Below are 23,639 nucleotides of genomic sequence, written 5' to 3' on the forward strand. Positions count from 1 at the left end.
CTCAGGAGCTCAGGCCGGCGATTTCCTCAAGGTACTCCAGCAAAATCCGGTTAACCGCATCAGAGGCTTCCAGTTGCACCATGTGGCCGGCACCGGGAATCATCCGCACCTGCCTCAGGTCGGGGAAAATCGCCCGCATCTGGCTGATGGGGTCGTCGCCGTGAAAGCCTTCGAGGTCCACATCATGCTCGCTCCCCAGGAAATAGGCCGGCACTTCGCTTTGCACGACCTCGTAGGGTTTGCGCTGGGCCCATTTGATATCCATGGATCGATACCAGTTGAGACCGCCGGTAAAACCACTGCGACTGTATTCGCTGACAAAGAACTCCAGTTCCAACTCGGATAGCCAGGGCCAGGGCAGCGCAGGGGGCTCTTCCATGGCGTCGATATAGGAGGTACCGGGAGGGTGCTTGAAACAGTCGAAGTAGTTGCCGGCACCGCTCAGGGTATGAAACACCTTGTGCAGGAAACGCCGTGGCTCGGCCGCCAGTTCCCGGTCCGCCCGCGGCGGCACCCGAAAATATTCGATGTGCAGAAAGTGTTGCTCTCCCATTCGCCGGTATTCAGTCAGCGGTGACTCCCCGGGATTGTGGGGCGCCGCCGGGTTTTCAAGACCGATAACAGCACGCACCCGCTGTGGATGCCTGAGGGCCAGGTCATAAATGGCAAAGGCGCCAAAATCCAGCCCGGCGAACACCGCCCGTTCAATCTTCAGGTGGTCAAGAAGCCCGAGCAAATCACCGGTGATGTGGTCTATGTCGTAGGCCTCGGGCTCCCCGGGCGCGTCAGTCTGCCCCATGCCACGCATGTCCGGGGCTATCACCCGATAGCCGGCACTGGCCAGCGCGCTAATCTGGCGATGCCAGCTGAACCAGAGATGGGGAAAGCCATGGCACAGAACCACCGGCATACCACTACCCTGCTCCACGTAGTGCACGCGGATACCATTGATGGCAGCCGTATGATGCGTCCAGTTCATCCCGCCATGATCACAGGCAGGCTCGATTGCTCACCCCGTCGCCACTCTCGGCCACAGCGGCGCAAGCCGGGGTCCACATCGAGGGAGACAGGGGCGCGACCGGGCTCACAAATCGTAGCCGCGCTCGTCGTGCAGCACCAGGTCCAGACCCTGGGTCTCTTCATCTGCATCGACCCGCAGGCCAACCAGCAAATCCACGACCTTGAGGATGGCCCAGGTCACGACCGCCGTATAAGCGAACGTGGATGCAACCCCTGTCGCCTGGACCAGCAACTGCCCGCCAATGCTGTCGATACCGTCGGAGAACCCGTTGCCGCTGAATATCCCCAACTGGGTCGAACAGAAGATACCCGCCAACAGCGTTCCGAGAATGCCACCCACACCGTGCACGGGAAACACGTCCAGGCTGTCATCGATCTTGAGGGTGTTCTTGATCCAGTTGGTCGCGAAGTAACAGACCACACCCGCGCTCAGGCCGATGACCACCGCCGCCGCCGGACCCACTGAACCGGATGCCGGGGTTATCGTTCCCAGGCCGGCCACCATGCCGGTGACGATACCCAGTACCGAGGGCTTGCCGTGACGAATCCACTCCATCGTCATCCACGCCAGGGAACCGGCAGAGGCTGACAGGTGGGTGACCAGCATGGCCATGGCGGCACTGTTGTCTGCCGCCACCGCAGAGCCGGCATTGAAGCCAAACCATCCCACCCACAGCATGCCAGCACCGGCAACAGTGAGGGTAAGATTGTGCGGAGGCATGGCGACAGTGCCAAAGCCTCGACGGGGCCCCATAAACATCGCCGCGACCAGCGCAGCGACGGCGGCTGTAATATGCACCACGGTGCCACCGGCGAAATCCTGCAATCCCATCGCGCCAAGCCAGCCGCCACCCCAGACCCAGTGGCAGACAGGCGCGTAGACAAGCAGCAGCCACACAGCACTGAATAACAGCATGGCCGAGAAGCGCATACGCTCGGCGAAAGCGCCGACGATCAGCGCGGGCGTGATAATGGCAAAGGTCATCTGGAAAATGGCAAATAACGTCGAGGGAATGCTGCCGTTGAGGCTATCCATGGTCATCGAGGCAAAAAATACGTTGCCAAAGTCACCAATAAAGGGGCCCTGGGTCACGCCGTCAGAACCAAACGCGATGGTATAGCCCAGCGCAAACCACAGCAGCGACATCAGGCAAGTCAGGGCAAAACATTGCATCAGCACCGACAGTACGTTCTTGGCTCTGACCAGCCCGCTGTAAAACAGCGACAGGCCCGGTATCGTCATAAACAGCACCAGAGCCGTGGCTGTCAGGATCCAGGCAGTATCAGCCTGATTCAGTTCCTGGGCACTTGCCTGGGTCGATACCAGGCTGGCAACCGCCAGCAGGCCCGCTCGTTGAAGGTTTTTCATTATTCTGCCTCTTCTAAAGTGCGTCTTCCCCGGTTTCGCCGGTACGAATCCTGATCCCCTCCTGCAGGGGGGTCACAAATATTTTGCCATCGCCGATCTTGCCGGTGCTGGCGGCCCTGCACACCGCATCTATGGCGTCGTCAAGTTCCCCATCACTCAGGGCAATCTGGATTTTGATCTTTGGCTGGAACTCAACCCGGTATTCGGCCCCCCGATAAAGCTCGGTGTGACCTTTCTGGCGCCCGTATCCCTTGACTTCGTCCACAGTCATACCGGCAATGCCCATCTCCTGCAGGGCCTCCCGGACATCGTCCAGTTTGAAGGGCTTGATGATCGCGGTCATCATCTTCATCGGTTTCACCTCGTTTTATTATTGTCCGTTCGTGGGCAAGCACGTTGCCGCGCTCATCGATATCGGCGCAGGCCGAACACGAAGGCCAAATCCTGCCACAAGATGAAGCAGATTTTAAGATAACCCGTCCCCTTTTCTTGCGCGGGCAAGCACCGGAGCACCATGCGGGTTTCGCGGTAGGCCATTTCAGACCCGGTGCCGGCCAGCAGCGCCAGCACGTGCATCCCTCGGCACATCGTGGTATCACTAGCGCCCTGTATCAACTCCGGGTCACCTCATGAAGCCGTTTTTTCACCTGCTGATTGCCTGTTCACTGCTGATTGCCGGCATTGCGCGTTCCCAGGTGCCGGGCACCCTGTCAGGAACCCCCGCCGATGACCAGCGCAGGAACGTCATTCTCATCATCGGAGACGGCATGGACGAGCACCAGATCACCATTGCCCGCAACTACCTGAAAGGCGCCACCGGGAAGCTGACACTGGACAAACTGCCACTGCGCAGTGTTTCGCAGGTACTGAGCATTGAGGACCAGATCAACGGCAACCCGATCTATGTGGCCGATTCTGCCAACACCGCGACCAGCATGGCCACGGGTGTCGTCACCAGCCGGGGCAGACTGGCGACAACTGCCGGCAGCGACCAGGACATTCCGACGATAGCCGAACTGGCAATTCGCGCTGGCTACCGCGCCGGTATGGTCACTTCCGCCAGTGTTACCGACGCCACAACGGCTGCCTTCGCCACCCATATCAGCTATCGCATGTGCGAAAACCCTGAGCTTGTCGAGCGTATCGAGTACAACGGAATATATCTGGGAGGCTGCCCACAGGATGCGCGCAAGAACGGCGGTCCGGGTGCTATCTCGGAGCAGTTGGCCGATTCCCCCCTGCATGTCATTCTCGGCGGCGGCAGCAAACATTTCACAGTGATGGCGGAAGGGCAGGACAAAACCGTGCTGGACCTGGCTCAAGACAACGGTTTCCAGATTGTGAGAACGCCTGCCGAGCTGGCAACGGCGACCTCCGGCGGGCGACTGTTGGGACTATTCTCCGACAGTACGATGCCGGTGCGCTTGCAGGGAGAAAACGGCCGGACCGCGGAACAGCCGGAGCCCAGTCTGCTCAACAGGGTGCACGAGTACCTTGGGGAGGTTGCCCTGCCCGACATCATGACCTGCGAGCCCAACCCCGAATTTTCCGCCATGCCGACACTCAGGGAAATGACCGACGCCGCGCTGGAGCACCTGTCCACTGACAATCGCCGGGGCTTTTTCCTGATGGTGGAATCAGCGTCGATCGACAAGCAGTCCCACGAGCGTAAGCCCTGTGGATCCATTGGCGAAGTGGAGCAACTCGATGAAGCCCTGGACAGTGCCCTTGCCTTCGCCCGTAGACACCGGAACACGCTGATTCTGGTCACCGCGGACCACTCCCAGGCGGCCCAGTTAATTCCCCACGTCAGCCTGTTTGCCCGCTACCCGATCCCCATTTACACCCCTGGTTACCTGGCACGCATCGCCACCCCTGAAGGCGGTGTGATGGATGTTAACTACGCCACCAGCACTTTCATGATGGAAGAACATACGGGGGCCGCGGTCCCCCTGTTCGCAAATTCAGCGGGCAAGGGCAAAGTGCCGAGCTATGTCACCCAGCCGGAAATCTTCAACATCATGAAAGCGTACCTGAAACTGTAGGGACTACAGGTTGACCCAGCTGTTGAGGGCGCGCAATCGAAACTCAGTGCCGCGGTAATCGAGGACCACCGAATCGGGCAGGATTTCCTCCACCTTGACACCGGAGGCGGGGCTGCCTCCCACCTTTAATTCCTTGCCATTGAGCACCACGACGGACTGGCCCGGCCGGCCTGAAAAGTCGTGCCGCTGGTAGAATATGCTGGGAATGGCGTCCTTGGTCTGCTGCGACAGTTCGGTAATAAACGGCGCCGGATGCTCCGCCAGTCTCGCGTTCTCCAGTTCATCCTCCGCCCGGTGCACCAGCGTCCCGATATCCACGCCGGTCTCTTCGACTATCGTTCCACTCTCGGCCGCCGCCGCTGGGGACGGGGCCGCTGGCTCCGCCTGCACCGATGCATCCGGTGGCTGGCGATAGAGGGAGGACACGTCCTCACTGCTGTTGCCACGGGCCGCAGGCCGGATCTCCGCAGGGGCCTCAGCCGGCAGTTTTTCCCCGGGGCTGGCCTCCGGCGCCACCGGTGCAGGTACAGGTTTTGCCATGGCGGCCTCAGGCACAGGCAGAGCCCGTGTTACAGCCGGTTGCGTAGCCTCGACGCCGGCGGCAACCACCGGTTCATCAACCGGGGCGACCGCGGCAGGGTCAGAAAGTCCGACACGATCCCACAGCAACCAGGCAATGACCGACAGGGCCAGCAGCAGGGCCACAACCAGCCCCGGAGAGCGGCCGGGACGACCGCCGTCGGCGTACTCATGTCGAGTCACCAGGGTCGGCACCTCATCCTGCTCGGTCCGTGACCGATTCAGCGCATCCAGAATCAACGACACTTGCAAGTCCCCATTATCCTTCGCCCCCCCTTGCCTGCAACGCGGCGCGGGCATCGCTGGCGGACACATCGATGCCCAGCTCGCTGTTCAGTTTCAGCAGTGTTTGCACGCCAACCACACCGTCTGCCTCCAGGCCACTATCACGCTGAAAAATCATGACCCGTTGTTTCAGTGCCTGGTTAAAGCGATCGCCTGCGAGCGCCTGTGGCTGTCCGTCCAGTTGCGCAAAGAGCCGGGCTACCTCGGCGACAGCGGCACTCCGGTCGCCCAGGGACAGCGGGCGATCAAAATCAGCGGGCGGCTGCCAGAGCAGCCGGTAGCCACCCGTCCACAGGGGGCCAAGCGCTGACAGCGGAACCGCAACCGCCCCCGCTTCCCAACCCACCCAGGCGTGATTACCCTCAATGCCCAGCAAAATCACCCCGGCGGCAAAGCGCTCGGGCGTTACCACATCCAGCAGCAAGGGGCGCGCCTGCGAGACAAGCTCGTCCCAGGTCCTTGCCTCAGACTGCACGCAGGCGAGTTCGCCAGCGGGATCCTGGCAAATCTTTTCCGGCAGCGGGCGGTCACTGTGCAGAGACCAGAACAGCGAAGCCCCCTCCTGCGGCGGCAGTAACCAGTCTGCGCTGGCAGGCGCTTCTGCTGCCCCTGCAACCACACTGGCCGCTGCAGATGGCACAGGACCGGGCGCCACCGTTGCCGTCCCGGTCGATGGTTCAGCGGGGGTGGGAGCTGCCGCCAGTCGTGCCATCGACGAAGTGCCAGGCTCTGCGAAGGTGTTAATCTGCTGCTCAGGCTGCAGGCCCCACCAGGCGGCCAGGGCGCCCATTAACACCAGGGCAGCGAGGGCCCAGGGCCAGCGCGAAGCCTGCTTGATTCCCTCCTCCCCCAGTACCTCCCGGGCGGCAATGCGCAGGGTAGCCCTGTCGGCCCGGTGCTTGTTCCGCCCGTAGGCGCCCAGCATTACCCGGTCGCACAGCACATTGATCAGCCGCGGTATACCGCGAGTACGCCGGTAGATACCCCGTACTACCGATGGTGGGAAAATAACCCTGTCCGCCGGCATGCCGGCGACCTGCAGGCGATGATTGATGTAGGCCGCGGTCTCCGCCTGATTGAGCGGCCCGAGGTTGTAACGTGCGGTGATCCGCTGGTTGAGCTGGCGCAGCTCCGGGCGGGCCAGCAACTGGGCCAGTTCGGGCTGGCCGATCAGGATGATCTGCAACAGTTTTTCACTGTTGGTCTCCAGGTTGGTCAACAGGCGAATCTGCTCCAGCACCTCGAAATCCAGGTGCTGGGCCTCGTCAATCATCAACACGGTTTTACGGCCGCGGGCATGGTTGTCCAGCAGGTAGCTGTGCAGGGCGTCGGTCAGCGTCTTCAGGGTCTGTCGATCTTCGTCGTATTCGATACCCAGTTCATCACAGGCAGTGGCCAGCAATTCCACCGCATTCAGGGCCGGGTTCAGGATAATTGCGATGTCGGTGTCGTGGGGAAGTTGTTCCAGCAGACAGCGATTGATGGTCGTCTTGCCGGTGCCCACCTCGCCGGTCAGCAGTATGAAGCCGCCGCCTGCCCCAACGCCGTAAAGCAGGTGTGCAAGCGCATCCCGGTGCCGTGCGCTCATAAACAGGTAGCGCGGATTGACGGCAATCGAGAACGGTGCTTCGTTAAGGCCAAAGTACTGGTGGTACATGGGCGCCATTATGCACCAAGGACCGGTGGAATACATTGTTCACAAGCTGTCTATACGCTAACTTGCCATGTCCAATATCAGCGCAGGCTGTCTGATGCCTCAGTACAGACGCCATGTTTACCTGACGGTGGATTCCCCGGTGGGACCCCTGTATCTTGCCTATGATCGTAGCGAGAATTCACAGGGCGCTGTGTACCTGTCCCTGAGTTGGTCGTTCCTGAACAATCCGTTGCGGATGAAACGCTGAAACGGACCATACCCGACGATCCGGCACCCGACAGACGTAAAAGCAGGCAAGCATGTTTCTCAGCAAATATCAGTTATCCCAGTCAAAAGGAGGCAGGCCACATTTACCCCGGCTGACAGTTGCCGCCGCAGTACTTTCGTTATCGGCCTGCGTGACCTCGGTTGTCACCCCGGAACAGGAAACCCGGGCGGGCAGCTCGATTTCCCAACAGGTCGCGGACCAGATAGGCCTGTACATGGACCCGGAACTGGAGCGCTATCTGGACACGGTGGGCCAGCGCCTGGTGGATTCGCTGGAGCAGACGCCCTATCAGTTTCAGTTTGCCCTGGTCGACCAGGCGGAGCCCAACGCCTTTGCCACCCCCGGTGGGTTCATCTATGTTTCCCGGGGACTGATGGCGCAGATAAACGACGAGGCTGAACTGGCTGGCGTACTGGCCCACGAGATCAGCCACGTCACCCGCAGGCACCATGTTCGCCAGGCTGGTCGCAGCCTCGGCACCGGCCTGCTCACCCTGCCGGGGCGCGCGGTGGGTGTCGTCAGCAAGGACCTGGGCAACATGATCAACGCTCCCATCGAACACGCGGGCAGGCTCTACCTGTCCTCCTACTCCCGCAGCCAGGAAAGCGAGGCCGATGCCTATGGAATGCGCCTGGCAAGTACGGCGGGCTACGATCCACTGGCCCTCGCAGACGCGCTGGAGGGCATTGAGAAGGGTCTCTTGCTGCTCACGGGAGAACAGCACGAGGCAACCTATCTGGACACCCACCCGACCACACCACAACGCGTTGCGGATATTGGCAGGCTGGCCCGGGCGCTGGATACAGCGCCAACCGAGCCCATCGCCGACAGGGACCAGTTATACGCTTACCTGGATGGCCTCTGGTGGGGCCCCCAGAACCCGCAACAGGGCATTTTTAATGACAACCTGTTCCTCAGTGCCGACCTCGGACTGTCGGTTACCTTCCCCGCGGGCTGGGACACCGTCAATACACCGCGTTTTGTCGGCGCCATGGAACCGGCGGGGGAAGCCTACCTGGCGCTGGGCCTCAATAAAGGTGAGTTCAGCCCCGAGGCCTATGCCGCCGCCCTGATCACCCGCATGCGCGACAGCACCGGCCTGCAACCCAGCGACAGTAAGGGTTTCCGGATTGGCCAGTGGCCGGCGCACGTGGTGCGATACGATGACGCCAACGATGCGCAACGGGTCAGCCTGTACTACGTGTTCCTTGATTCCGGCAGCCACAGCTTCACGTTTATGGCCATGGGCAAGGCGGCGTTTCAGGGACTCCTGCGCAACTCGGTCATGAGCATCGCGCCCCTGACCCCGGAACAGGCCGGCGATATCCGCGGCCTGCGCCTGAGAATTGCCACCATCAACCAGGGCGAATCACTTGCTGACTGGTCGCGTCGGGTTAACAGCAGTTGGTCAACCGCATTCACCGCGGCAATCAACGGGCTTGAGGAAACAACCGCCGGGCACCAGCCGCGACAACTCAAGTACGTCCGCAGCGAGCGCTACCCATCACCCCGATGACCGCGGCCGCCAGAACGCGCCAGGCGCTGTGGCTCTCACTGCTGATGGTGGTCATAGCCAGCACTGCCGCAGTGGCCACGCGTTTCGCCTCGGCCCGGGTCAGCATCGAAGCCATCGTCACCGTGCAATACCTGATCTGCCTGCTGTTGTGCCTGCCCATCACCCTGCGCCGGGGATTCGGCAATCTGAAAACACGCCGCATCGGCCTGCATTTTTTTCGCGGCGGCGCAGGCGTGCTGGGCTTTTACCTGTTCTACGGAGCGCTGGCGCGGATTCCCATGGTGGATGCCGTGCTGCTCCGCCAGAGTGCGCCGCTGACGGTTCCTCTGGTCGCCTGGGCCTGGAGCAGCGAGCGCATTCCACTCAATGCCTGGGGGCCACTCGCTATCGGCTTTGCCGGCATCCTCATGATCCTGAGACCGAGTCCGGAGGGACTCAGTTGGTGGCACGCAGCGGGATTTGTATCGGCGCTGTGTTTGTCCATTTCCATGGTGGCGACACATAAGCTGGCAACGACAGAACCGGCCTCGCGAATTCTTTTCTACTACTTTCTCCTGTCACTCATCTGTGTTGCCCCTTTCAGTGCCGCCGACTTCGGCGGTCTGTACTGGCAGGACTGGGCGGCCATGCTCTACACCGGCGTTGCCATCTACCTCACCCTGGGTCTATACACCCGCGCCTACGCAATCGCGCCGGCGCATGCCATTGCTCCGGTCAATTACCTGGCAGTGGTGCTGGGGGCATTCTGGGGCTGGCTGCTATGGGGACAGGTGCCCGACGGCTGGTCTGCAGCCGGCAGCGCGATGGTCGTCGTGGGTGGAATACTCACAGTCTACCTGGCCAAGGGCCCCGCCAGGGGACGGCGTGCTCACGCGGCAGCGGACAGCAAAACTGTGAAATAAGTCTCAATCTGGAAAATCTCACTAAAAGTTCAGTTTTTTGCAGCAGTTGACTGGGCATTAGAGTATTTTTCTGAGTAGAGGTAGTCACACAATCAGGGGGAGCTGTATGCTCCAGACAGTGAAGGTCCCGACTACGGACCTCGCCAAGGGGATGTTCATCAGCGGCCTGGACCGGGACTGGCTGGGTACACCGTTCGTTACCCAGGGTTTCCTGCTGGAGAGCGACGAGGACATCCAGCGCGTTCGCGACTACTGTGAGCATGTCTGGGTTGATGTCCATAAATGCGTTTACATCAGCGCTAAACTCGCGCGCCATGCCAATGGTGAGCGGGCGCGCATCCCGCTGCCCGAAATATTTCGGGGCCGTGAGCTCAACACCTACTCGGATGAAGCGGAGTGGAAGGAAGAACATCCCCGGGCGAGCCGCGCCCTGGATACCCTGCTTGACGACATCACCGATATTTTTGACCGGGTCGCCGACTCCGGCAAGTTGGACGCGGTGCGCCTGAAAACCGCCGCTGATCCCATCATCGGCAGTATCAGCCGTAATCCCGATGCCTGCCTCTGGCTGGGACGCCTCAAGCAGCACGACGCCTACAGTTACCAGCACTCCCTGAGCGTGGCGATCTGGGGTGTCGCGCTGGGCCGGCAAATCGGTCTGCACAAACGCGACCTGCGCTCACTGGCCATTGGCGGGATGCTGATGGACGTGGGCAAAATCCTGGTGGACCCGGAACTGCTGCGAGCCAATCGGGAATTGACCGAGGAGGAGACCCGGGAAATGCGCCACCACGTGGCCCATGGCGTCCACCTGGTGAAAAAAAGCGGCATCATCAACCAGGACGTACTGGACATGGTGGCCTTTCACCACGAACGCTATGACGGAAGCGGCTACCCCCGGGGCCTGCGCGGTGATGAAATTCCTGCCTTCGCCCGTATCGCTGCCATTGTCGATACTTACGATGCCATCACCTCGCAGCGCTCCTACGCCGACGCCAAGGCGCCCGCGGATGCGATCAAGGTACTCTATGAGGCCCGTGACAAGGAATTCCAGGCAGAACTGGTCGAAGCCTTTATCCAGGCCGTGGGCATATATCCTGCCGGAACCATTGTCGAACTGACCTCCGGGGAGGTAGGGATCGTGGTCGCGGAAAGCCGCACCCGTCGCCTGCTGCCCAAGGTGATTCTGGTGCTCAATCGCCGCAAGGAAGCCTACCCCAAACCCAAGCTGGTCGACCTGCAGGACACCCAGGGCCGCTACCAGGACAAGCCCATTTCCATTGCCAAAAGCCTGGAGCCCGGTGCTTTCGGCATTGATATAGGCCGTTACAAGTTCTAGCGGCCGCTACCCGCACCAGCGTCCAAATGTTACCATCGTCGTAACACAGGAGAAGTTGCGCCCCGCTTCATCAGCCAGCGGGGCTGTTGGATCAGGCGCGTGCTGCATTTATTTACCCGAATCTTTGTCCTTGTCGCCTTCGGCCTGGCAACTCTCGACGCACGCGCTGAGGTCTGGCCAGCGGGGCTTGCGAAACCGCTTATGGGCACGGCGACGCCCCAGGGAGAAGGCATTATCCTGCAGCCGAATGCAGCCGGTCAGGTGCTGCTGGAGTTCCCAGTCGAACAGCTGTCGTTGGCAGCAAACCCCCGGGTGCGACTGCGTTTCGATGGTCCTCCCCCGCTGCAGGTCTACCTGCTGTGGCGCAACAGCATCGACGGTGCCCCCTTACACCAGTTCAAATACCTGCCGAGGGATAACCCGACCCCCATCATCGATATGGCCGACCACGCGAACTGGCAGGGCGAGGCGCAATTGTTGCAACTGGGGTTCCGCGGACCCCCGGGGCAGAAAATTCATTTTATCGACATGGCGATTTACCAGCCAGGACTCGCCGACCACCTGCGGGATTTATGGCAGAACTGGGGTGCCTTCAGCGGCTGGAAACCCGCAGACATCAATGTCTATACCGGCACACGTGATTTCAGTTCCGGCCCCTTCCCTACTCCCGTTTTCGCCACCCTGGTTTTCGCCGCAGTGGCGGTTTACCTGCTGCTGGCCCGGCGCAATGCCAGCTGGACCGGCGTCGGGCTGATTGTATTCTGCGGTTGGCTGATGCTTGACGGCCTTTGGCAGGTTCGCCTCTGGCAACAGGTTGAGCTCACGTGGTCAACCTTCTCCGGCGCGTCCAATGATGAAAAACTGGCACGCGCGGATGATGCCGCTTTCAGCAACCTGGCCAGGAAGGCAAGCGAGTTCATCGGAAATCCGCAGGCACAGGTGTTCATTGCCACCCGCTCCGATTCAGCAGGCATGAAAACTGCCTATTACCTGGCCCCCCTGAACGTCTACTGGCATCGCCACGGCCCGGAACTGCCCGACCTTGACACGCTGGCGGCGGGCAACTTTATTCTCCTGCTTCGACCTTCAGCCCTGCGCCTGGACGTCGAAAAAAACCTGCTTATTGACGGCCGTGGCAACCCGTTGCCGATCGCCATTCGCTACCAGGACCGCACGGGTCTGTTGCTGGAGGTGATGCGGTGAACCTGGTGTTGCTCGCGCTCGCCCTGGCTATCAGCTGGCTGCCTGCGGCCGCCTGGCTGTGGCGAATAATTCCCGCCGGGATTCCCGCCCGAGTCCCGCTGGTCAGCGGATACGCCTGCCTGCTCGGCTTACTGGGAACCACGCTGATCATGCGCGTGTTCAGCCTGCTCGGCGTCTCCTGGTCGCTCCCGGGAATGGCTCTGGTCAGCCTGGTTATCGCGCTACTCGCTTTTGTCTGTCCCGCCAGCGGGGATGGGGTTGGCGATCCCGTGCCAGGCCGGGTCAGGCGACAACTGTCACGCCCGCAACAGGTTTTGGTTGCCCTGTGCCTGGCACTGCTGGCCAGTCGCCTTATCGCCCTGGGCCTGGAACTCGGAACCCGGCCGATCACGGCCTGGGACGCCAAGCAGCACTGGGCCAGGCAGGCCAAGGTATTCTTCGACCTGAAAAGCACGGCGCCTTTTGTCAGTCTCGAACAATGGCTGGCACTGGGAGGCGACGGTGTTTACACCAACCTGCACCCGGACTACCCCATTGCCACTCCCCTGCTACAGGCCTGGATTGCCGTTGCCCTGGGATACTGGGACAACAGCCTGGTCAATGCCCCCTGGCTGCTGATGTGGCTGGGGATAGGGCTGGTGTTTTTTGCCCAGGCGCGACTCGCCGGTGCCAGCATCATTGTGGCACTGGCCGCCTGTTACATGGTGTTGTCTCTGCCCTACCTCAACATACACGTGGCCCTGGCCGGCTATGCCGACCTGTTGCTGGCCCTGAGCTACCTCGGAGCAGTGGCTGCCTTGGGTAACTGGCTGCAGTCAAGGGCGAGCTGGCAGATGATACTGGCGCTGGCCAGCGGCGCCGGCTGCCTGCTGGTCAAGAACGAGGGCTTTTACTGGCTGCTGAGCCTGGGCCCCGGTCTGCTGCTGGCGGTTGCCGGGCTGCGCAGGGGCCTCACGGTACTGGCAGCAGCGGCGCTTGCCCTGCTGTTAACGCTTTACTGGCTACCGGGAGATTTTGCCATTGCCGGACACAGCCTGGCATCGATGGAATTCGGCTACCGGCCCGAGAGCTGGCTATCGATCTACCTCAGCACCCTGGTCCACGCCAACTGGCACCTGCTTGTTTACCTGTTGCTGATCGCCCTGCTGCTGGTGCCGATGAAAGCGAGGGCAATGATCCCGCTGGCGGCGGTGGTGATCGCGGCGATATGCCTTTACCTCACCCTGTATCTCGTTACCGACAATGCCCACGGTGCCGTCCGCTTCACCTCGCTGAACCGGGTAGCATTGCAGTTGATGCCGGCGGCAGCATTCTTCACACTGTCGGTATTCCTGATCGCATCAGGCACTGCCCCGGGAGAAAAGCAATGATCGTACGCATGGTTCGCAACAGGGTCGATAACAAACTCAACCGAATAGCGATCCCGCGGGACCTGGACAGGATTATCCACATCGATCCTGCCGAAGTGTCACCCGGGGACCTCGGACTGACCGAGCGCTCTGTAGACGCCATCTGGGGCGCCACTCTCGATCTCTACCGCACGGGTATGCACCCCATGCTAGGTCTCTGCATCAGGCGGGGTGGACAGCTGCTGCTCAATCGCACGATAGGCTACCAGCACGGCGATGCCGCCAGTGAGCAGGCCGTTGTTGCTGACCTGAACACGCCGGTCTGCCTGTTTTCTGCCTCCAAGGCGATCAGCGCCATGCTGGTTCACTTGCTGGCCGAACAGGGAAAAATTCACCTGATGGATCCGCTGAGCTATTACATTCCCGAGTTTGCCGCCCACGGCAAAGGCTATATCACTATTTACCAGTTGCTCGCTCACCGGGCTGGTGTTCCCGGGCTGGGCGACGACGTGGATCCGAAGGTGCTCTTCGACCGCGAACAGGCAGTCGCACGAATCTGCGCGGCCAAACCCATCGATCGCCTGGGCCGCACCTCCGCCTATCACGCCATCACCGGTGGCTTTCTTATCGACGAGCTGATACGCCGCACCACGGGCCTCACCGTCCAGCAGTTCCTCGATCGACATATTCGCAAGCCCATGGGCATGCGCTACTTTCGCTATGGCCTTGGCAAAAGGGACATGAAGCGAGCAGCGGTTAACCGTTTCACTGGTCTGGTTCCGGGGAAAGTTGTGGGTGCCACACTGAAAAACGCGCTGGGGATCGATTACATGGCGGTGATGGATATCACCAACAGCGATGACTTCAAGCAGGCCATCCTGCCGGCGGGTAATATTTACGCGACTGCGGAAGAAGCGGGCAGATTCTTTCAGATGCTGCTGGATTATGGTCGCTATAAAGACGCGCGTATTATGCAACCGCTGACTGTTCATCGGGCCATTCAGGAAGCGGGCAAGGCGAGCATTGATGCGTCGCTCAAAATTCCGATGCGTTACAGCCCGGGGTTTATGCTCGGCGGCAGCCCCGCGGGCATCTACGGCAGCGACAGTCATTACGCCTACGGCCACATCGGGTTATCGAATGTGTTTGTCTGGGCAGATCCGCAGCGGGATATTTCGGTGGCCATTCTCAACAGCGGCAAGCCGGTGCTCGGTAACCACCTGGCCGCAATGGCGCGGTTGCTATTCGGCATCCCACGCCACTGTGCGCCGGTGCGGAATATGGAGGAGGAAGCGCTGGAGTTTCTGGCCACCTGATCCGCCTCAGGCTTTCCGTTTCTCCACAGAAGCCAACAGGGACAGCGCCTCATCACACCAGGCCAGGAACTGTTCACCCTGGTGTATGCCGGATTCAAGGGCAAGGTATACCCCCTTGTGGCGCACCGGCAGGGACGCCGGGTCGTCATAGTGCCGACGGCGGACGGCCTCGTAGAGATACAGGCGCTTCATCACCTCTTCCCGACGGGCCGTGATCTCGCCAACGATGTGCTCCACATTGTCTTCGTTCAGGTTGTAAAGCTTGAGGAGCAATTCGTCCTTGGTGGGCTGCACCCGGGTCGGGCCGTACACCCATTCGGCGAGAGACTCCCGGCCCGCCAGGGTGAGGCCGTACACAATCTTGTTGGGCTTACCCGACTGGTTGACCTCGCGCTTGTTGAGCCAGCCCTTCGCCGCCAGCTTGCGCAGTTCCTGGTAGATCTGCTGGTGTGAGGCCTGCCAGAAGAAGCCCATGGACTTTTCGAAATCACGTGCCAGCTCTGAGCCGGAAAGGTCGGCGTCGAGCAGCGACGTCATGATTGCCTGGGCAAGTGCCATGGCCTGTTCCAGTGTTATCAAGTCATAACAGCATAGACCCTGTCGCCGTTGTTGCAAAAAGTTGCATCACGGCACAGGCAGGAGCGGCCTGCTGTCAGATGGCCGCGGCCAATCGGGTGCCCTGATCGATGGCCCGCTTGGCATCCAGTTCCGCCGCCACATCGGCGCCCCCTATCAGGTGCACGGGCAAATCACCCAGCGCGTCAGCCAGCTCGCGCCGCGGGTCCTGGCCTGCGCACAGCACCACGTTATCCACCGCCAGCAGTTTCTCCTCTGAGCCCACCACGATATGCAATCCGGCGTCATCAATTCGACGGTACTCACAACCGGGAATCATCTGGACTCCTTTCTTCTCCAGTCCCGCCCGGTGAATCCAACCGGTTGTTTTACCCAGTCCGCCTCCCACCTTGCTTGATTTACGCTGCAGCAGACTGACCTCTCGTGGAGAGGGAGGAAATCGGGCTTCCACGCCCTCGATACCGCCGCGCGCCCGCAGGGTCATGTCCACACCCCACGCGGCCATAAACTGGACAATGTCGGTGGAGGGTGATTCGTCACCGTGGGTCAGGTATTCGGCGACGTCGAAGCCAATGCCCCCGGCGCCAATGATCGCCACCTTATCGCCCACCGGCACTTTGTTCTGCAGCACGTCCAGGTAACTCAACACGCTGGGGTGATCTACACCCTCGATATCCGGCGTCCGCGGAACGATACCTGTGGCCAGTATCACCTCATCGAAACCGGCATCGACCAGCTCCGTTGCGGATACCCGCTTGCCCAAATGCAGCTCCACCCCGGTTAACTCGATCTGGCGAGCGAAGTAGCGCAGGGTCTCGTAAAACTCCTCCTTGCCTGGAATTTGCTTGGCAATATTGAACTGCCCCCCGATTTCGTCGGCGGCGTCAAACAGCGTAACCGCATGACCTCGACCGGCCGCGGTGGTTGCAAACGCCAGGCCGGCGGGACCGGCTCCCACGACTGCCAGCCTTTTGCGTTTCGCGGCCGGCTCGATCACCAGTTCGGTTTCATGGCAGGCGCGGGGGTTTACCAGGCAGCTGGTCATCCTGCCGGTAAACACATGGTCCAGGCAGGCCTGGTTACAACCGATGCAGGTGTTGATTTCGTCTGCACGACCCTCACTGGCCTTGACCACAAAATCCGGGTCCGCCAGGAACGGGCGGGCCATCGATACCATGTCCGCCTCTCCACGCCGCAGGACGTCCTCGGCAACCTCCGGCGTATTGATACGGTTGGAAGTGACCACGGGCACCGAGAGCTCTTTGCGGAAGCGGCCAGTGACCCAGGTAAAGGCCGCCCGGGGGACCTTGGTGGCAATGGTCGGAATACGCGCCTCATGCCAACCGATACCGGTATTGATAATGGTCGCGCCGGCCTCCTCTACCGCCTTGCCCAGCCTGATGATTTCTTCCGTACTGCTGCCCCCTTCGACCAGGTCCAACATGGAAAGGCGGTAGATGATGATAAATTTTTCACCCACGGCCTGGCGAACCCGCCTCACGACTTCCACCGGGAGGCGCATCCGGTTGTCATAGCTGCCGCCCCAGGCGTCATCTCGATGGTTGGTGCGCCGGGCCAGGAACTGGTTCAGGAAGTAACCCTCTGAACCCATGATTTCGACACCGTCGTAACCGGCCTTTTGCGCCAGCATCGAGGTGCGAACAAAGTCCTCGATCTGTTCTTCGATCTCTTCCTCGGTCGCCGCGCTGGGTTTGAACATGTTGATCGGCGCCTGGATCGCCGACGGGGCGATGGGATTTTCGTTGAACGCATAGCGTCCCGTGTGGAGGATTTGCATGCAGATTTTGCCCCCTTCCGCGTGCACTGCATCGGTGATCACCCGGTGATCTGCACAGTCCGCCTCACTCCACAGCATTTTGGTATGTTCGTGGGTCGCAGCCCGTTGGTTGGGACCAAAGCCGCCGGTCACTATCAGGCCGACACCACCACGGGCGCGCTCGGCAAAAAAAGCCGCCATGCGCTGGTGGCCGTCAGGGGCCTCCTCCAGGCCGGTGTGCATGGACCCCATCAGGACCCGGTTTTTCAAGGTGGTAAAACCGAGATCCAGGGGCTGTAACAGGTTCGGGTATTGACTCATGGCTGGCTCCAGGGCTATCTAGACGGTGTCAAGTTAGAAGGGGAATGTACAGATGTATTTTGACAGTGTCAAGATACCTTGCTAGCTTGCGGTCATGAACTCAAGAAACAGCTATCACCACGGCGACCTGCGCCGTGCGCTGCTGGATGAAGCGGCATTGCTGCTGCGCGAAGAAGGTGAACAGGGGCTGTCCATGCGCCGCCTGGCGGCAAGAGCCGGGGTCTCCCGCACAGCGCCCTACCACCACTTCAAGGACAAGCAGGACCTGCTCTGCGCCATCGCCGAGGAGGGCTTTCGTCGCTTCGTGGGTGTCCTGACCCTCGACGGCAGGGAGCTGTCCAGGGACAGGCTGGCACGGTTTATCCGCGACTACCTGCAATTTGCGATTGAGAATACCGAGTATTATGACCTGATGTTCGGCAGCCACCTGTGGAAATCATCACACATCACCGGGACCCTGCAAAAGGAGGCCCATGGCGCCTTTCGCTTTTATCTCGACCAGGCCCGGGGATGGCTGGGCCAGGACTTTGTCAATCCCGATCTGGACCCGCTGCGTTACGCCCAGGTGACCTGGAGCACGCTGCACGGCCTCAGCCGGCTGCTGATAGACGGCATCTATCTTGAGTCGGGGGCAATGGATCCCGTCTGTGAACAGGCGGCGAGCATGTTCTGGCGGGAGCTGACCGCCCAGCCCGCATGAAAAAGCGGCTACAACGGGCCGCGGCCTTCCTGCTAATCCTGCAGCTGCTTGCCTGCAGCAGTCAGCAAAAGCTTGCACCGGAGCAAATCGCCAGCGGGCTTGCACCCGTTTCGCAACCCACCACGATCGCCCTGCTGGGTGGCACGGGTATGGTCGGTGGCCACATTCTTCAGCGGGCGATAGCGCGGGGATATCCCCTGCGTGTCCTGTCACGCTCGCCGGAAAAGCTCGACTACCTGAATAACAGGATTACCGTTGTTGTGGGCGACGCCAGGGATCCGCAAGTCATCAATACCCTGCTGCGGGGAAGCGATGTGGTCATCAGCGCCATCGGGCCTGGCGCCAACGCGCCGGCGGACCTGACCACTTCGGTCAGCCGTAACGTGGTGGCGGCAATGCATGATCAGGGAATACAGCGCTATCTGGTGGTCTCTGGTGCCGGCGTGGTGACGCCGCAGGACCGGAGAAATGTCGTCGGCTGGGCCACTCGGCAACTGGCGCGACTGCGTTATCCAACCTTGCTGCGGGACCGGCAGAAAGAATATTCGCTACTTGCAGCGACTGGGATCGACTGGACCGTCGTGCGTTGTCCGCTCATCGGGTCGGGGTTTGCGGGCGGAAAAGCCCGGTCATCGCTGCAGACGCCGGCAAGGTTTAGCCTGAATGCCGGAGAGCTGGCGGATTTCCTCTTAGACCAGGTAGCAGATCCCACCTATATCCAGCAGGCGCCTTTTGTCTATAGCGTGTCGCGCTAGCGCGCGAACAGTTGTGCAGCGATGTTACGAAAAGCCTTGAATTCCAGGGCATTTCCCGAAGGGTCGGCAAAGAACATGGTGCCCTGCTCACCCGGTTGTCCTTCGAAGCGGATGTAGGGCTCGATAATAAACTCGCTGATTACACCCCGCACCCGCTCGGCGAACGCCAGCCAGGGCTCGAATTCCAGGACCACGCCACAATGTGGCACCGGTACGCCATGCCCGTCTACCGCATTGGAAATGGATGCGACCGAGCCTCGTGCGCCCAACCGGGGATTCAGGTGAGTCACAAACTGGTGTCCGAACATGTTGAAGTCAATCCACTGCTCACTACTGCGGCCCTCGGCGAACCCCAGCCCCGCCCCGTAAAATGCCCTGGCTTCCTCGATGTCACGCACCGCTACGGCTATGTGGAATGGGGTCAACATGCTGGAGCCTCCCTGACGAACAAAGCTTTGATATCACGTCCGACAAAATACAACACCGGCACCAGGACCAGGGTGACGAAGGTGGCGAACAGGACGCCAAAGGCCACGGAAATTGCCATCGGCTTGACGAACTGGGCCTGGATCGCCGTCTCCAGCTGAATTGGCACCAGGCCTATGAATGTCGTGATAGAGGTGAGCACAACCGGCCTGAATCGCCTTGCCGCGCCATTGACCACCGCCTGCTGCCAGGCTTCGCGCCCTTTCTCCAGGCGATGGTTAATGTGATCTACCAGCACCAGGCTGTCATTTACCACAATACCGGTCAATCCAATCATCCCGATCATCGACAGAATACTCACATCATTGCCCATGATGAAATGCCCCATTACCGCCCCCGTGAGACCAAAGGGTATCACCGACATAATGATTATCGGTTGCCCATAGCTGCGCAGCGGCACTGCCAGCGCTGCGTAAATCATCACCAGGATCCCGACGAACCCCAGGCCCAGGGCACTGGTCGACTCAGCCTGCTGTTCTGCCTGGCCACTGAGCCGGTGGCTGACCGCAGGATACTTTTGCAGAATCGGCGGCAACACCTCTCGCACAATCTGGGCGTTGACCTCCCCCGGCTCCAGCCGGGTTTTATCCAGGTCGGACAATACGTTCACGACCCGTTGGCGATTGAAGCGATTGATCACACTGACACCCGAGCGCTCCTCGGCGGTGCCCACCACATCAAAGGGCACCTTGCCCCTGCCCGGCACATCGATCCACAGGGAATGCAGGGCGTTCAGCGACCTGCGATGCTCCGCCGGGAGGCGGACGTACACCCGTACCTCGTGACGACCCCGCTGCACTCGTTGTACTTCCGCACCAAAAAACGCCTGTCGCACCTGCCGCGCGAGCTCGACCTGTCCCAGCCCCAGTGCTTCGCCCTCAGCCGTCACCTGGATATCCAGTTCCGGACCGCCCGCGTCAAAGGTATCGCGAATATCGGAAAGGCCGTCAAAGCGAGTGAGCGCCAGCTTCAATTCCCGGGCTGCCGCTCGCAACTGTTCGAGATCGTCACCGGACAACTCGACGTCAACGGGTGCCCCCGAAGGACCCGCGTTGGCGTCAACAATCAGTGACTGGATGCCTGAAAGCTCCCCCAGCGCCTCGCGCAACCAGCCAGCCATCGTCACCGACGACACCGTTCGCTGCTCGCTGGGCAGCAGGTCCAACCAAAGCTCTGACTCGGTATCATTGGTCGAGAGAGTGAGCATTTCCCGTATGACATCCTGCTCACTGCCGGTCTCGGCGAGATAGCGCTCATTCATGACCCTGGCCGCCTGTTCGATACGCAGGGCGTATTCGTGGGTTTTCTGCCAGGAGGTGCCGTTGGGCATTTTCAGGTCAATCTGGATGGAGTCGGAGGGGACAGAGGGGAAAAACACAAAGCGAACAATTCCGGCGGGCACCAACGCAAGACACAGCATCAGCCCCGCAAAAAAAACCGCCAGGCTGAAGTAGCGGTACTCTACCGCCCGGACGAGCAAGGGCTTGTAAATCTCTTCGCTGAATCGCAATAGCCCCCCCGAACAGGCTTGCTGGACACTTTTCAGGAAGCCCAGTGGCGTTCTGCGATCAGGCCGGCTGTGGTCAATACGGATGTGGCGCAAATGGGCCGGCAATATCAACTTGGTCTCGATCAGTGAAAACAACAGGCTCAGGACTACCACCGGGACAAGCACCGACACCAGCCGGCCTATACCCTCTGTCAGCAGAGCCGCGGGCGCGAAAGCGATCATCGTCGTCAGCGCACCGAAAATGGTTGCCACGGCAACCCTGCGCACGCCGCGAACCACGCTGTCCACGCCGTTCTGTTCGTCCTCCAGTTGCGCATAGGCGCTCTCGGCGGTAACGATTCCATCGTCCACCAACATCCCCAGCACCAGGATGAAGCCGAACACAGAAAACACATTAATGCTCGCTCCCAGACTGAATACGTCCATCACCAGCAGCGCACCCAGGAATGAAAACGGGACGCCAAGAATGACCCAGAAGGCGAGCGATGTATTCAGGAACAGGGCGAGAAATATCATCACCAGCACCGCCCCCTGGGCCGCACTCTTGAGCATGAGGTTGATGCGTCCCTTGAGGATAACGCTGCGATCAGCCCAGGCGGTCAGTTCCACACCCGGGGGCAGGTTTGCCCGCTTCTTCGCGACGTAGGCCTTGATGTTGTCGGTCATCGCCAGCACATCCTGCTCGCCCACCCGGTCAACCACCAGGGTGACGGAGGGCTTGCCATTGAGGCGAGTCAGCACGGGTTGATCCTCGAACCCGTCGCGCACAGTGGCGATATCCCCCAGTTTCAGCGAAGTGCCGTCGCTGCGAGTCACCAGGTTGAGTTCGGAGAACTCCGCTGCGGTGTAAGCCTGGCCCATGGAACGCAGGGTGATGGATCCGTCGCTGGTGCGAAGCTTGCCGCCGGGCAGGTCCCGGGAACGCAACTGAATCGCAGCGACCACCTGGTCAAAGCTCAGGCCATAGCGTTGCAAAGCGGCGTCGGAAAGCTCGATGGAAATCTCGTAATCGCGCACACCGCGGGTCGCAACCTGGGTAATTCCCGGGATCATCAATAACTCATCGCGCACGGTGTCGGCCAATTCCTTCAGCTGGAACTCATCGAGGTCACCATAGGCACTGACGTTCATGGCCCGGGTGCGGTAGAGGACCTCATCGACAATGGGCTCCTCCGCGTTGGCGGGGAAGGAGGCAATGCCGTCTACCCGGGTCTTGATTTGCACCAGCGCCCGTGACATCGGCGTGCCGGCCTCCATCTGCACCGTGACTGTGCCCGAGCCTTCTGTGGACACCGATGAAATTTCCTTCACGCCCACAAGGTCCAGCAGTTCTTCTTCGATAATGCGCACAATGCCGGCCTCAACTTCCTCCGGTGAACTGCCGGGATAGGGCACGGTGATCGTGACCATTTCCGTGGGAAAACTGGGAAACACTTCCTTGGTGAGATCATTGATCGCGGCCAGGCCGCCTATCATCACCACGATCATTAACAGATTGGCCGCGACCGGGTTGTTGGCCATCCATGCGATTATGCCTTTCTCCTGTCCCATGTCAGTCGAGCATCCTGACCGGCATTCCATCAACCATCAGATCCAGGCGGGTAAGCACCAGTAGATCGCCGGCTTCGAGGCCGGAAACAATCACGCTGTCACTTTCGCGCCGCCTCAGCGTGACTTCCCGACGCTGCAGGCTGCCGTTTTCCACCAGGTAGACGTAACTTGACTGGTGCAACGCGGAGCGCGGTATCTTCACCGCATCGTCGATGGCTATGCCGGCGAAACTGGCTTCCACAAACAGGCCCAGGGCCAGAATATGGCTGTGCAGTGACCGGCTGTAAGGCTCATCAACCTGTGCGACCACGAAGAACACGCGGGTCTCCTCGTCCACCCGTCGCTCCAGGCGGGCCAACCGGGCCCGCCAGCTGTGCTTGATATTGCCAAAGCTTGCGGTCAGCATGATTTGAGGCCAGGTACCGTCGTCATACTGTCCGTAGTCAACGTAGGGCACGTCGGATGCCAGCAGCGGCAGACGAACCTCAGCCACGTCAGTACTGAGTAATTTCATCAGCGAGGAGCCCGCCGTCACATATTGCCCCACATCTACCTGTTTGATATCCACCACCGCGTTGAAAGGCGCCCTTATCTCGGTGTTGGCCAGGTCGACCTTCGCCTGCCGCAGCCTGTCACGCGCGGCGGTAACTCCCGCCTGCGCCTCGGCGATCGCGGCCTTTTTGACCAGCGCCTTGACCTCCGCCAGGGCCAACTCAGCACTGGCCAGCGACGCTTCAGCGGTAGAAAGAGCCACCTCATAATCGATAGGATCTATACGCAGGAGTAATTGGCCTTCGCTGACCGCCTCACCCTGGAGAAAACCCGAATCCACCCAGTCCACCCGGCCAGAAACCTCGCTGACAAGGTCAATGGATCGCCGGGGAGTCACGATGCCACGGGACTCAATAGTGACTGCCACTGGACCGGGTTGCACAGTCACCACCTCGACCAGGGGCACAACTTCAATGCTTTCACGCCTGGGAAGTTCTGGTCGGGAGGAGATGATAGCCAGCGAGACAGCTGCCGCGATCGCCACCACTGCCAGTGGAAGCACTACATTTTTGAACAACCGGGTCATAACCACCTGTGAAGATCGAGAGAAATCTGGGGGATGA

The 23,639-nt window shown here is 60.6% G+C and carries 20 protein-coding genes; 9 read left to right on the forward strand and 11 right to left on the reverse strand.

What is annotated here, in order from left to right; all coding sequences use genetic code 11:
• Position 1: 1 nt before the first annotated feature.
• The 4 genes from E2F43_RS17335 to E2F43_RS19115 all read right to left on the reverse strand — a co-directional run bounded on the left by E2F43_RS17335 (position 2) and on the right by E2F43_RS19115 (position 2,959).
• On the reverse strand, positions 2 to 979 hold the full coding sequence (locus E2F43_RS17335) for an alpha/beta fold hydrolase (RefSeq protein WP_133215021.1): 978 nt from the start codon (positions 977 to 979) through the stop codon (positions 2 to 4).
• Positions 980 to 1,084: 105 nt separating this feature from the next.
• Positions 1,085 to 2,389 (reverse strand): ammonium transporter, encoded by a 1,305-nt coding sequence (locus E2F43_RS17340; RefSeq protein WP_133215023.1) that lies wholly within the window; start codon positions 2,387 to 2,389, stop codon positions 1,085 to 1,087.
• A gap of 13 nt (positions 2,390 to 2,402) precedes the next feature.
• Positions 2,403 to 2,741 (reverse strand): P-II family nitrogen regulator, encoded by a 339-nt coding sequence (locus E2F43_RS17345; protein WP_133215025.1) that lies wholly within the window; start codon positions 2,739 to 2,741, stop codon positions 2,403 to 2,405.
• A gap of 53 nt (positions 2,742 to 2,794) precedes the next feature.
• Positions 2,795 to 2,959 carry a hypothetical protein gene (locus tag E2F43_RS19115; RefSeq protein ID WP_165954377.1) on the reverse strand — a complete coding sequence of 55 codons (165 nt, stop codon included), beginning with the start codon at positions 2,957 to 2,959 and terminating at the stop codon, positions 2,795 to 2,797.
• Between the two features lie 59 nt (positions 2,960 to 3,018).
• Between E2F43_RS19115 and E2F43_RS17350 the strand changes: the two genes are divergently transcribed.
• On the forward strand, positions 3,019 to 4,434 hold the full coding sequence (locus tag E2F43_RS17350; protein ID WP_133215027.1) for an alkaline phosphatase: 1,416 nt from the start codon (positions 3,019 to 3,021) through the stop codon (positions 4,432 to 4,434).
• Positions 4,435 to 4,437: 3 nt separating this feature from the next.
• On the opposite strand, the gene E2F43_RS17355 is transcribed toward E2F43_RS17350, so the two are convergent.
• Together E2F43_RS17355 and E2F43_RS17360 are read right to left on the reverse strand one after the other, a co-directional pair.
• Positions 4,438 to 5,259, reverse strand: coding sequence for a general secretion pathway protein GspB (locus tag E2F43_RS17355; RefSeq protein ID WP_165954378.1), 822 nt, complete (start codon positions 5,257 to 5,259; stop codon positions 4,438 to 4,440).
• 13 nt (positions 5,260 to 5,272) lie between these two features.
• On the reverse strand, positions 5,273 to 6,955 hold the full coding sequence (locus tag E2F43_RS17360; RefSeq protein WP_133215218.1) for an ExeA family protein: 1,683 nt from the start codon (positions 6,953 to 6,955) through the stop codon (positions 5,273 to 5,275).
• Positions 6,956 to 7,254: 299 nt separating this feature from the next.
• On the opposite strand from E2F43_RS17360, the gene E2F43_RS17365 reads away from it, so the two are divergent.
• From E2F43_RS17365 to E2F43_RS17385, 6 genes are all read left to right on the forward strand, one after another.
• A complete protein-coding gene (locus tag E2F43_RS17365) occupies positions 7,255 to 8,739 on the forward strand; it encodes a M48 family metalloprotease (RefSeq protein ID WP_133215031.1) in 1,485 nt (494 codons plus the stop codon).
• Positions 8,736 to 9,641 (forward strand): DMT family transporter, encoded by a 906-nt coding sequence (locus E2F43_RS17370; RefSeq protein ID WP_133215033.1) that lies wholly within the window; start codon positions 8,736 to 8,738, stop codon positions 9,639 to 9,641. Before E2F43_RS17365 ends, E2F43_RS17370 begins: the two co-directional genes overlap by 4 nt.
• 106 nt (positions 9,642 to 9,747) lie before the next feature.
• On the forward strand, positions 9,748 to 10,980 hold the full coding sequence (locus E2F43_RS17375) for an HD-GYP domain-containing protein (RefSeq protein ID WP_133215035.1): 1,233 nt from the start codon (positions 9,748 to 9,750) through the stop codon (positions 10,978 to 10,980).
• A 99-nt stretch (positions 10,981 to 11,079) separates the two neighbouring features.
• Complete coding sequence (locus tag E2F43_RS17380) at positions 11,080 to 12,183, forward strand: hypothetical protein (protein ID WP_133215037.1); 1,104 nt, start codon at positions 11,080 to 11,082, stop codon at positions 12,181 to 12,183.
• On the forward strand, positions 12,180 to 13,553 hold the full coding sequence (locus tag E2F43_RS19125) for a hypothetical protein (protein WP_165954380.1): 1,374 nt from the start codon (positions 12,180 to 12,182) through the stop codon (positions 13,551 to 13,553). The genes E2F43_RS17380 and E2F43_RS19125 overlap by 4 nt, the downstream gene beginning before the upstream one ends.
• Entirely contained in the window at positions 13,550 to 14,848 is a 1,299-nt protein-coding gene (locus tag E2F43_RS17385; protein WP_165954381.1) for a serine hydrolase domain-containing protein, read from the forward strand. Before E2F43_RS19125 ends, E2F43_RS17385 begins: the two co-directional genes overlap by 4 nt.
• Positions 14,849 to 14,854: 6 nt before the next feature.
• Here the strand turns inward: E2F43_RS17385 and E2F43_RS17390 are convergent, their stop codons facing one another.
• Both E2F43_RS17390 and E2F43_RS17395 read right to left on the reverse strand, forming a co-directional pair.
• A complete protein-coding gene (locus E2F43_RS17390; RefSeq protein ID WP_165954382.1) occupies positions 14,855 to 15,406 on the reverse strand; it encodes a PadR family transcriptional regulator in 552 nt (183 codons plus the stop codon).
• 94 nt (positions 15,407 to 15,500) lie between these two features.
• Positions 15,501 to 17,522, reverse strand: coding sequence for an NADPH-dependent 2,4-dienoyl-CoA reductase (locus tag E2F43_RS17395; protein WP_133215041.1), 2,022 nt, complete (start codon positions 17,520 to 17,522; stop codon positions 15,501 to 15,503).
• Between the two features lie 94 nt (positions 17,523 to 17,616).
• Between E2F43_RS17395 and E2F43_RS17400 the strand changes: the two genes are divergently transcribed.
• On the forward strand, positions 17,617 to 18,222 hold the full coding sequence (locus tag E2F43_RS17400; RefSeq protein WP_133215043.1) for a TetR/AcrR family transcriptional regulator: 606 nt from the start codon (positions 17,617 to 17,619) through the stop codon (positions 18,220 to 18,222).
• Positions 18,219 to 18,977: an NAD(P)-dependent oxidoreductase gene (locus tag E2F43_RS17405; RefSeq protein ID WP_133215045.1), complete on the forward strand. Its 759-nt coding sequence runs from the start codon at positions 18,219 to 18,221 to the stop codon at positions 18,975 to 18,977. Before E2F43_RS17400 ends, E2F43_RS17405 begins: the two co-directional genes overlap by 4 nt.
• Here E2F43_RS17405 and E2F43_RS17410 read toward each other — a convergent pair.
• From E2F43_RS17410 to E2F43_RS17420, 3 genes are read right to left on the reverse strand one after another with little or no spacing between them, the layout of a single operon-like run.
• A complete protein-coding gene (locus E2F43_RS17410) occupies positions 18,974 to 19,405 on the reverse strand; it encodes a VOC family protein (RefSeq protein ID WP_133215047.1) in 432 nt (143 codons plus the stop codon). The genes E2F43_RS17405 and E2F43_RS17410 overlap by 4 nt on opposite strands.
• Positions 19,399 to 22,524: an efflux RND transporter permease subunit gene (locus E2F43_RS17415; RefSeq protein WP_133215049.1), complete on the reverse strand. Its 3,126-nt coding sequence runs from the start codon at positions 22,522 to 22,524 to the stop codon at positions 19,399 to 19,401. Before E2F43_RS17415 ends, E2F43_RS17410 begins: the two co-directional genes overlap by 7 nt.
• A 1-nt stretch (position 22,525) precedes the next feature.
• On the reverse strand, positions 22,526 to 23,593 hold the full coding sequence (locus E2F43_RS17420; RefSeq protein ID WP_165954383.1) for an efflux RND transporter periplasmic adaptor subunit: 1,068 nt from the start codon (positions 23,591 to 23,593) through the stop codon (positions 22,526 to 22,528).
• Positions 23,594 to 23,639: the final 46 nt, after the last annotated feature.

This window comes from Seongchinamella unica (assembly GCF_004354085.1).
Taxonomy (GTDB): Bacteria; Pseudomonadota; Gammaproteobacteria; order Pseudomonadales; family Halieaceae; genus Halioglobus; species Halioglobus unicus.

Excerpts from the sequence above, each read along its gene's own strand:
- E2F43_RS17335 (WP_133215021.1), bottom strand. The coding sequence starts at position 979 with ATGAACTGGACGCATCATACGGCTGCCATCAATGGTATCCGCGTGCAC.
- E2F43_RS17340 (WP_133215023.1), bottom strand. The coding sequence starts at position 2,389 with ATGAAAAACCTTCAACGAGCGGGCCTGCTGGCGGTTGCCAGCCTGGTA.
- E2F43_RS17345 (WP_133215025.1), bottom strand. The coding sequence starts at position 2,741 with ATGAAGATGATGACCGCGATCATCAAGCCCTTCAAACTGGACGATGTC.
- E2F43_RS17350 (WP_133215027.1), top strand. The coding sequence starts at position 3,019 with ATGAAGCCGTTTTTTCACCTGCTGATTGCCTGTTCACTGCTGATTGCC.
- E2F43_RS17360 (WP_133215218.1), bottom strand. The coding sequence starts at position 6,955 with ATGTACCACCAGTACTTTGGCCTTAACGAAGCACCGTTCTCGATTGCC.
- E2F43_RS17365 (WP_133215031.1), top strand. The coding sequence starts at position 7,255 with ATGTTTCTCAGCAAATATCAGTTATCCCAGTCAAAAGGAGGCAGGCCA.
- E2F43_RS17370 (WP_133215033.1), top strand. The coding sequence starts at position 8,736 with ATGACCGCGGCCGCCAGAACGCGCCAGGCGCTGTGGCTCTCACTGCTG.
- E2F43_RS17375 (WP_133215035.1), top strand. The coding sequence starts at position 9,748 with ATGCTCCAGACAGTGAAGGTCCCGACTACGGACCTCGCCAAGGGGATG.
- E2F43_RS17385 (WP_165954381.1), top strand. The coding sequence starts at position 13,550 with ATGATCGTACGCATGGTTCGCAACAGGGTCGATAACAAACTCAACCGA.
- E2F43_RS17390 (WP_165954382.1), bottom strand. The coding sequence starts at position 15,406 with ATGGCACTTGCCCAGGCAATCATGACGTCGCTGCTCGACGCCGACCTT.
- E2F43_RS17395 (WP_133215041.1), bottom strand. The coding sequence starts at position 17,522 with ATGAGTCAATACCCGAACCTGTTACAGCCCCTGGATCTCGGTTTTACC.
- E2F43_RS17400 (WP_133215043.1), top strand. The coding sequence starts at position 17,617 with ATGAACTCAAGAAACAGCTATCACCACGGCGACCTGCGCCGTGCGCTG.
- E2F43_RS17405 (WP_133215045.1), top strand. The coding sequence starts at position 18,219 with ATGAAAAAGCGGCTACAACGGGCCGCGGCCTTCCTGCTAATCCTGCAG.
- E2F43_RS17410 (WP_133215047.1), bottom strand. The coding sequence starts at position 19,405 with ATGTTGACCCCATTCCACATAGCCGTAGCGGTGCGTGACATCGAGGAA.
- E2F43_RS17415 (WP_133215049.1), bottom strand. The coding sequence starts at position 22,524 with ATGGGACAGGAGAAAGGCATAATCGCATGGATGGCCAACAACCCGGTC.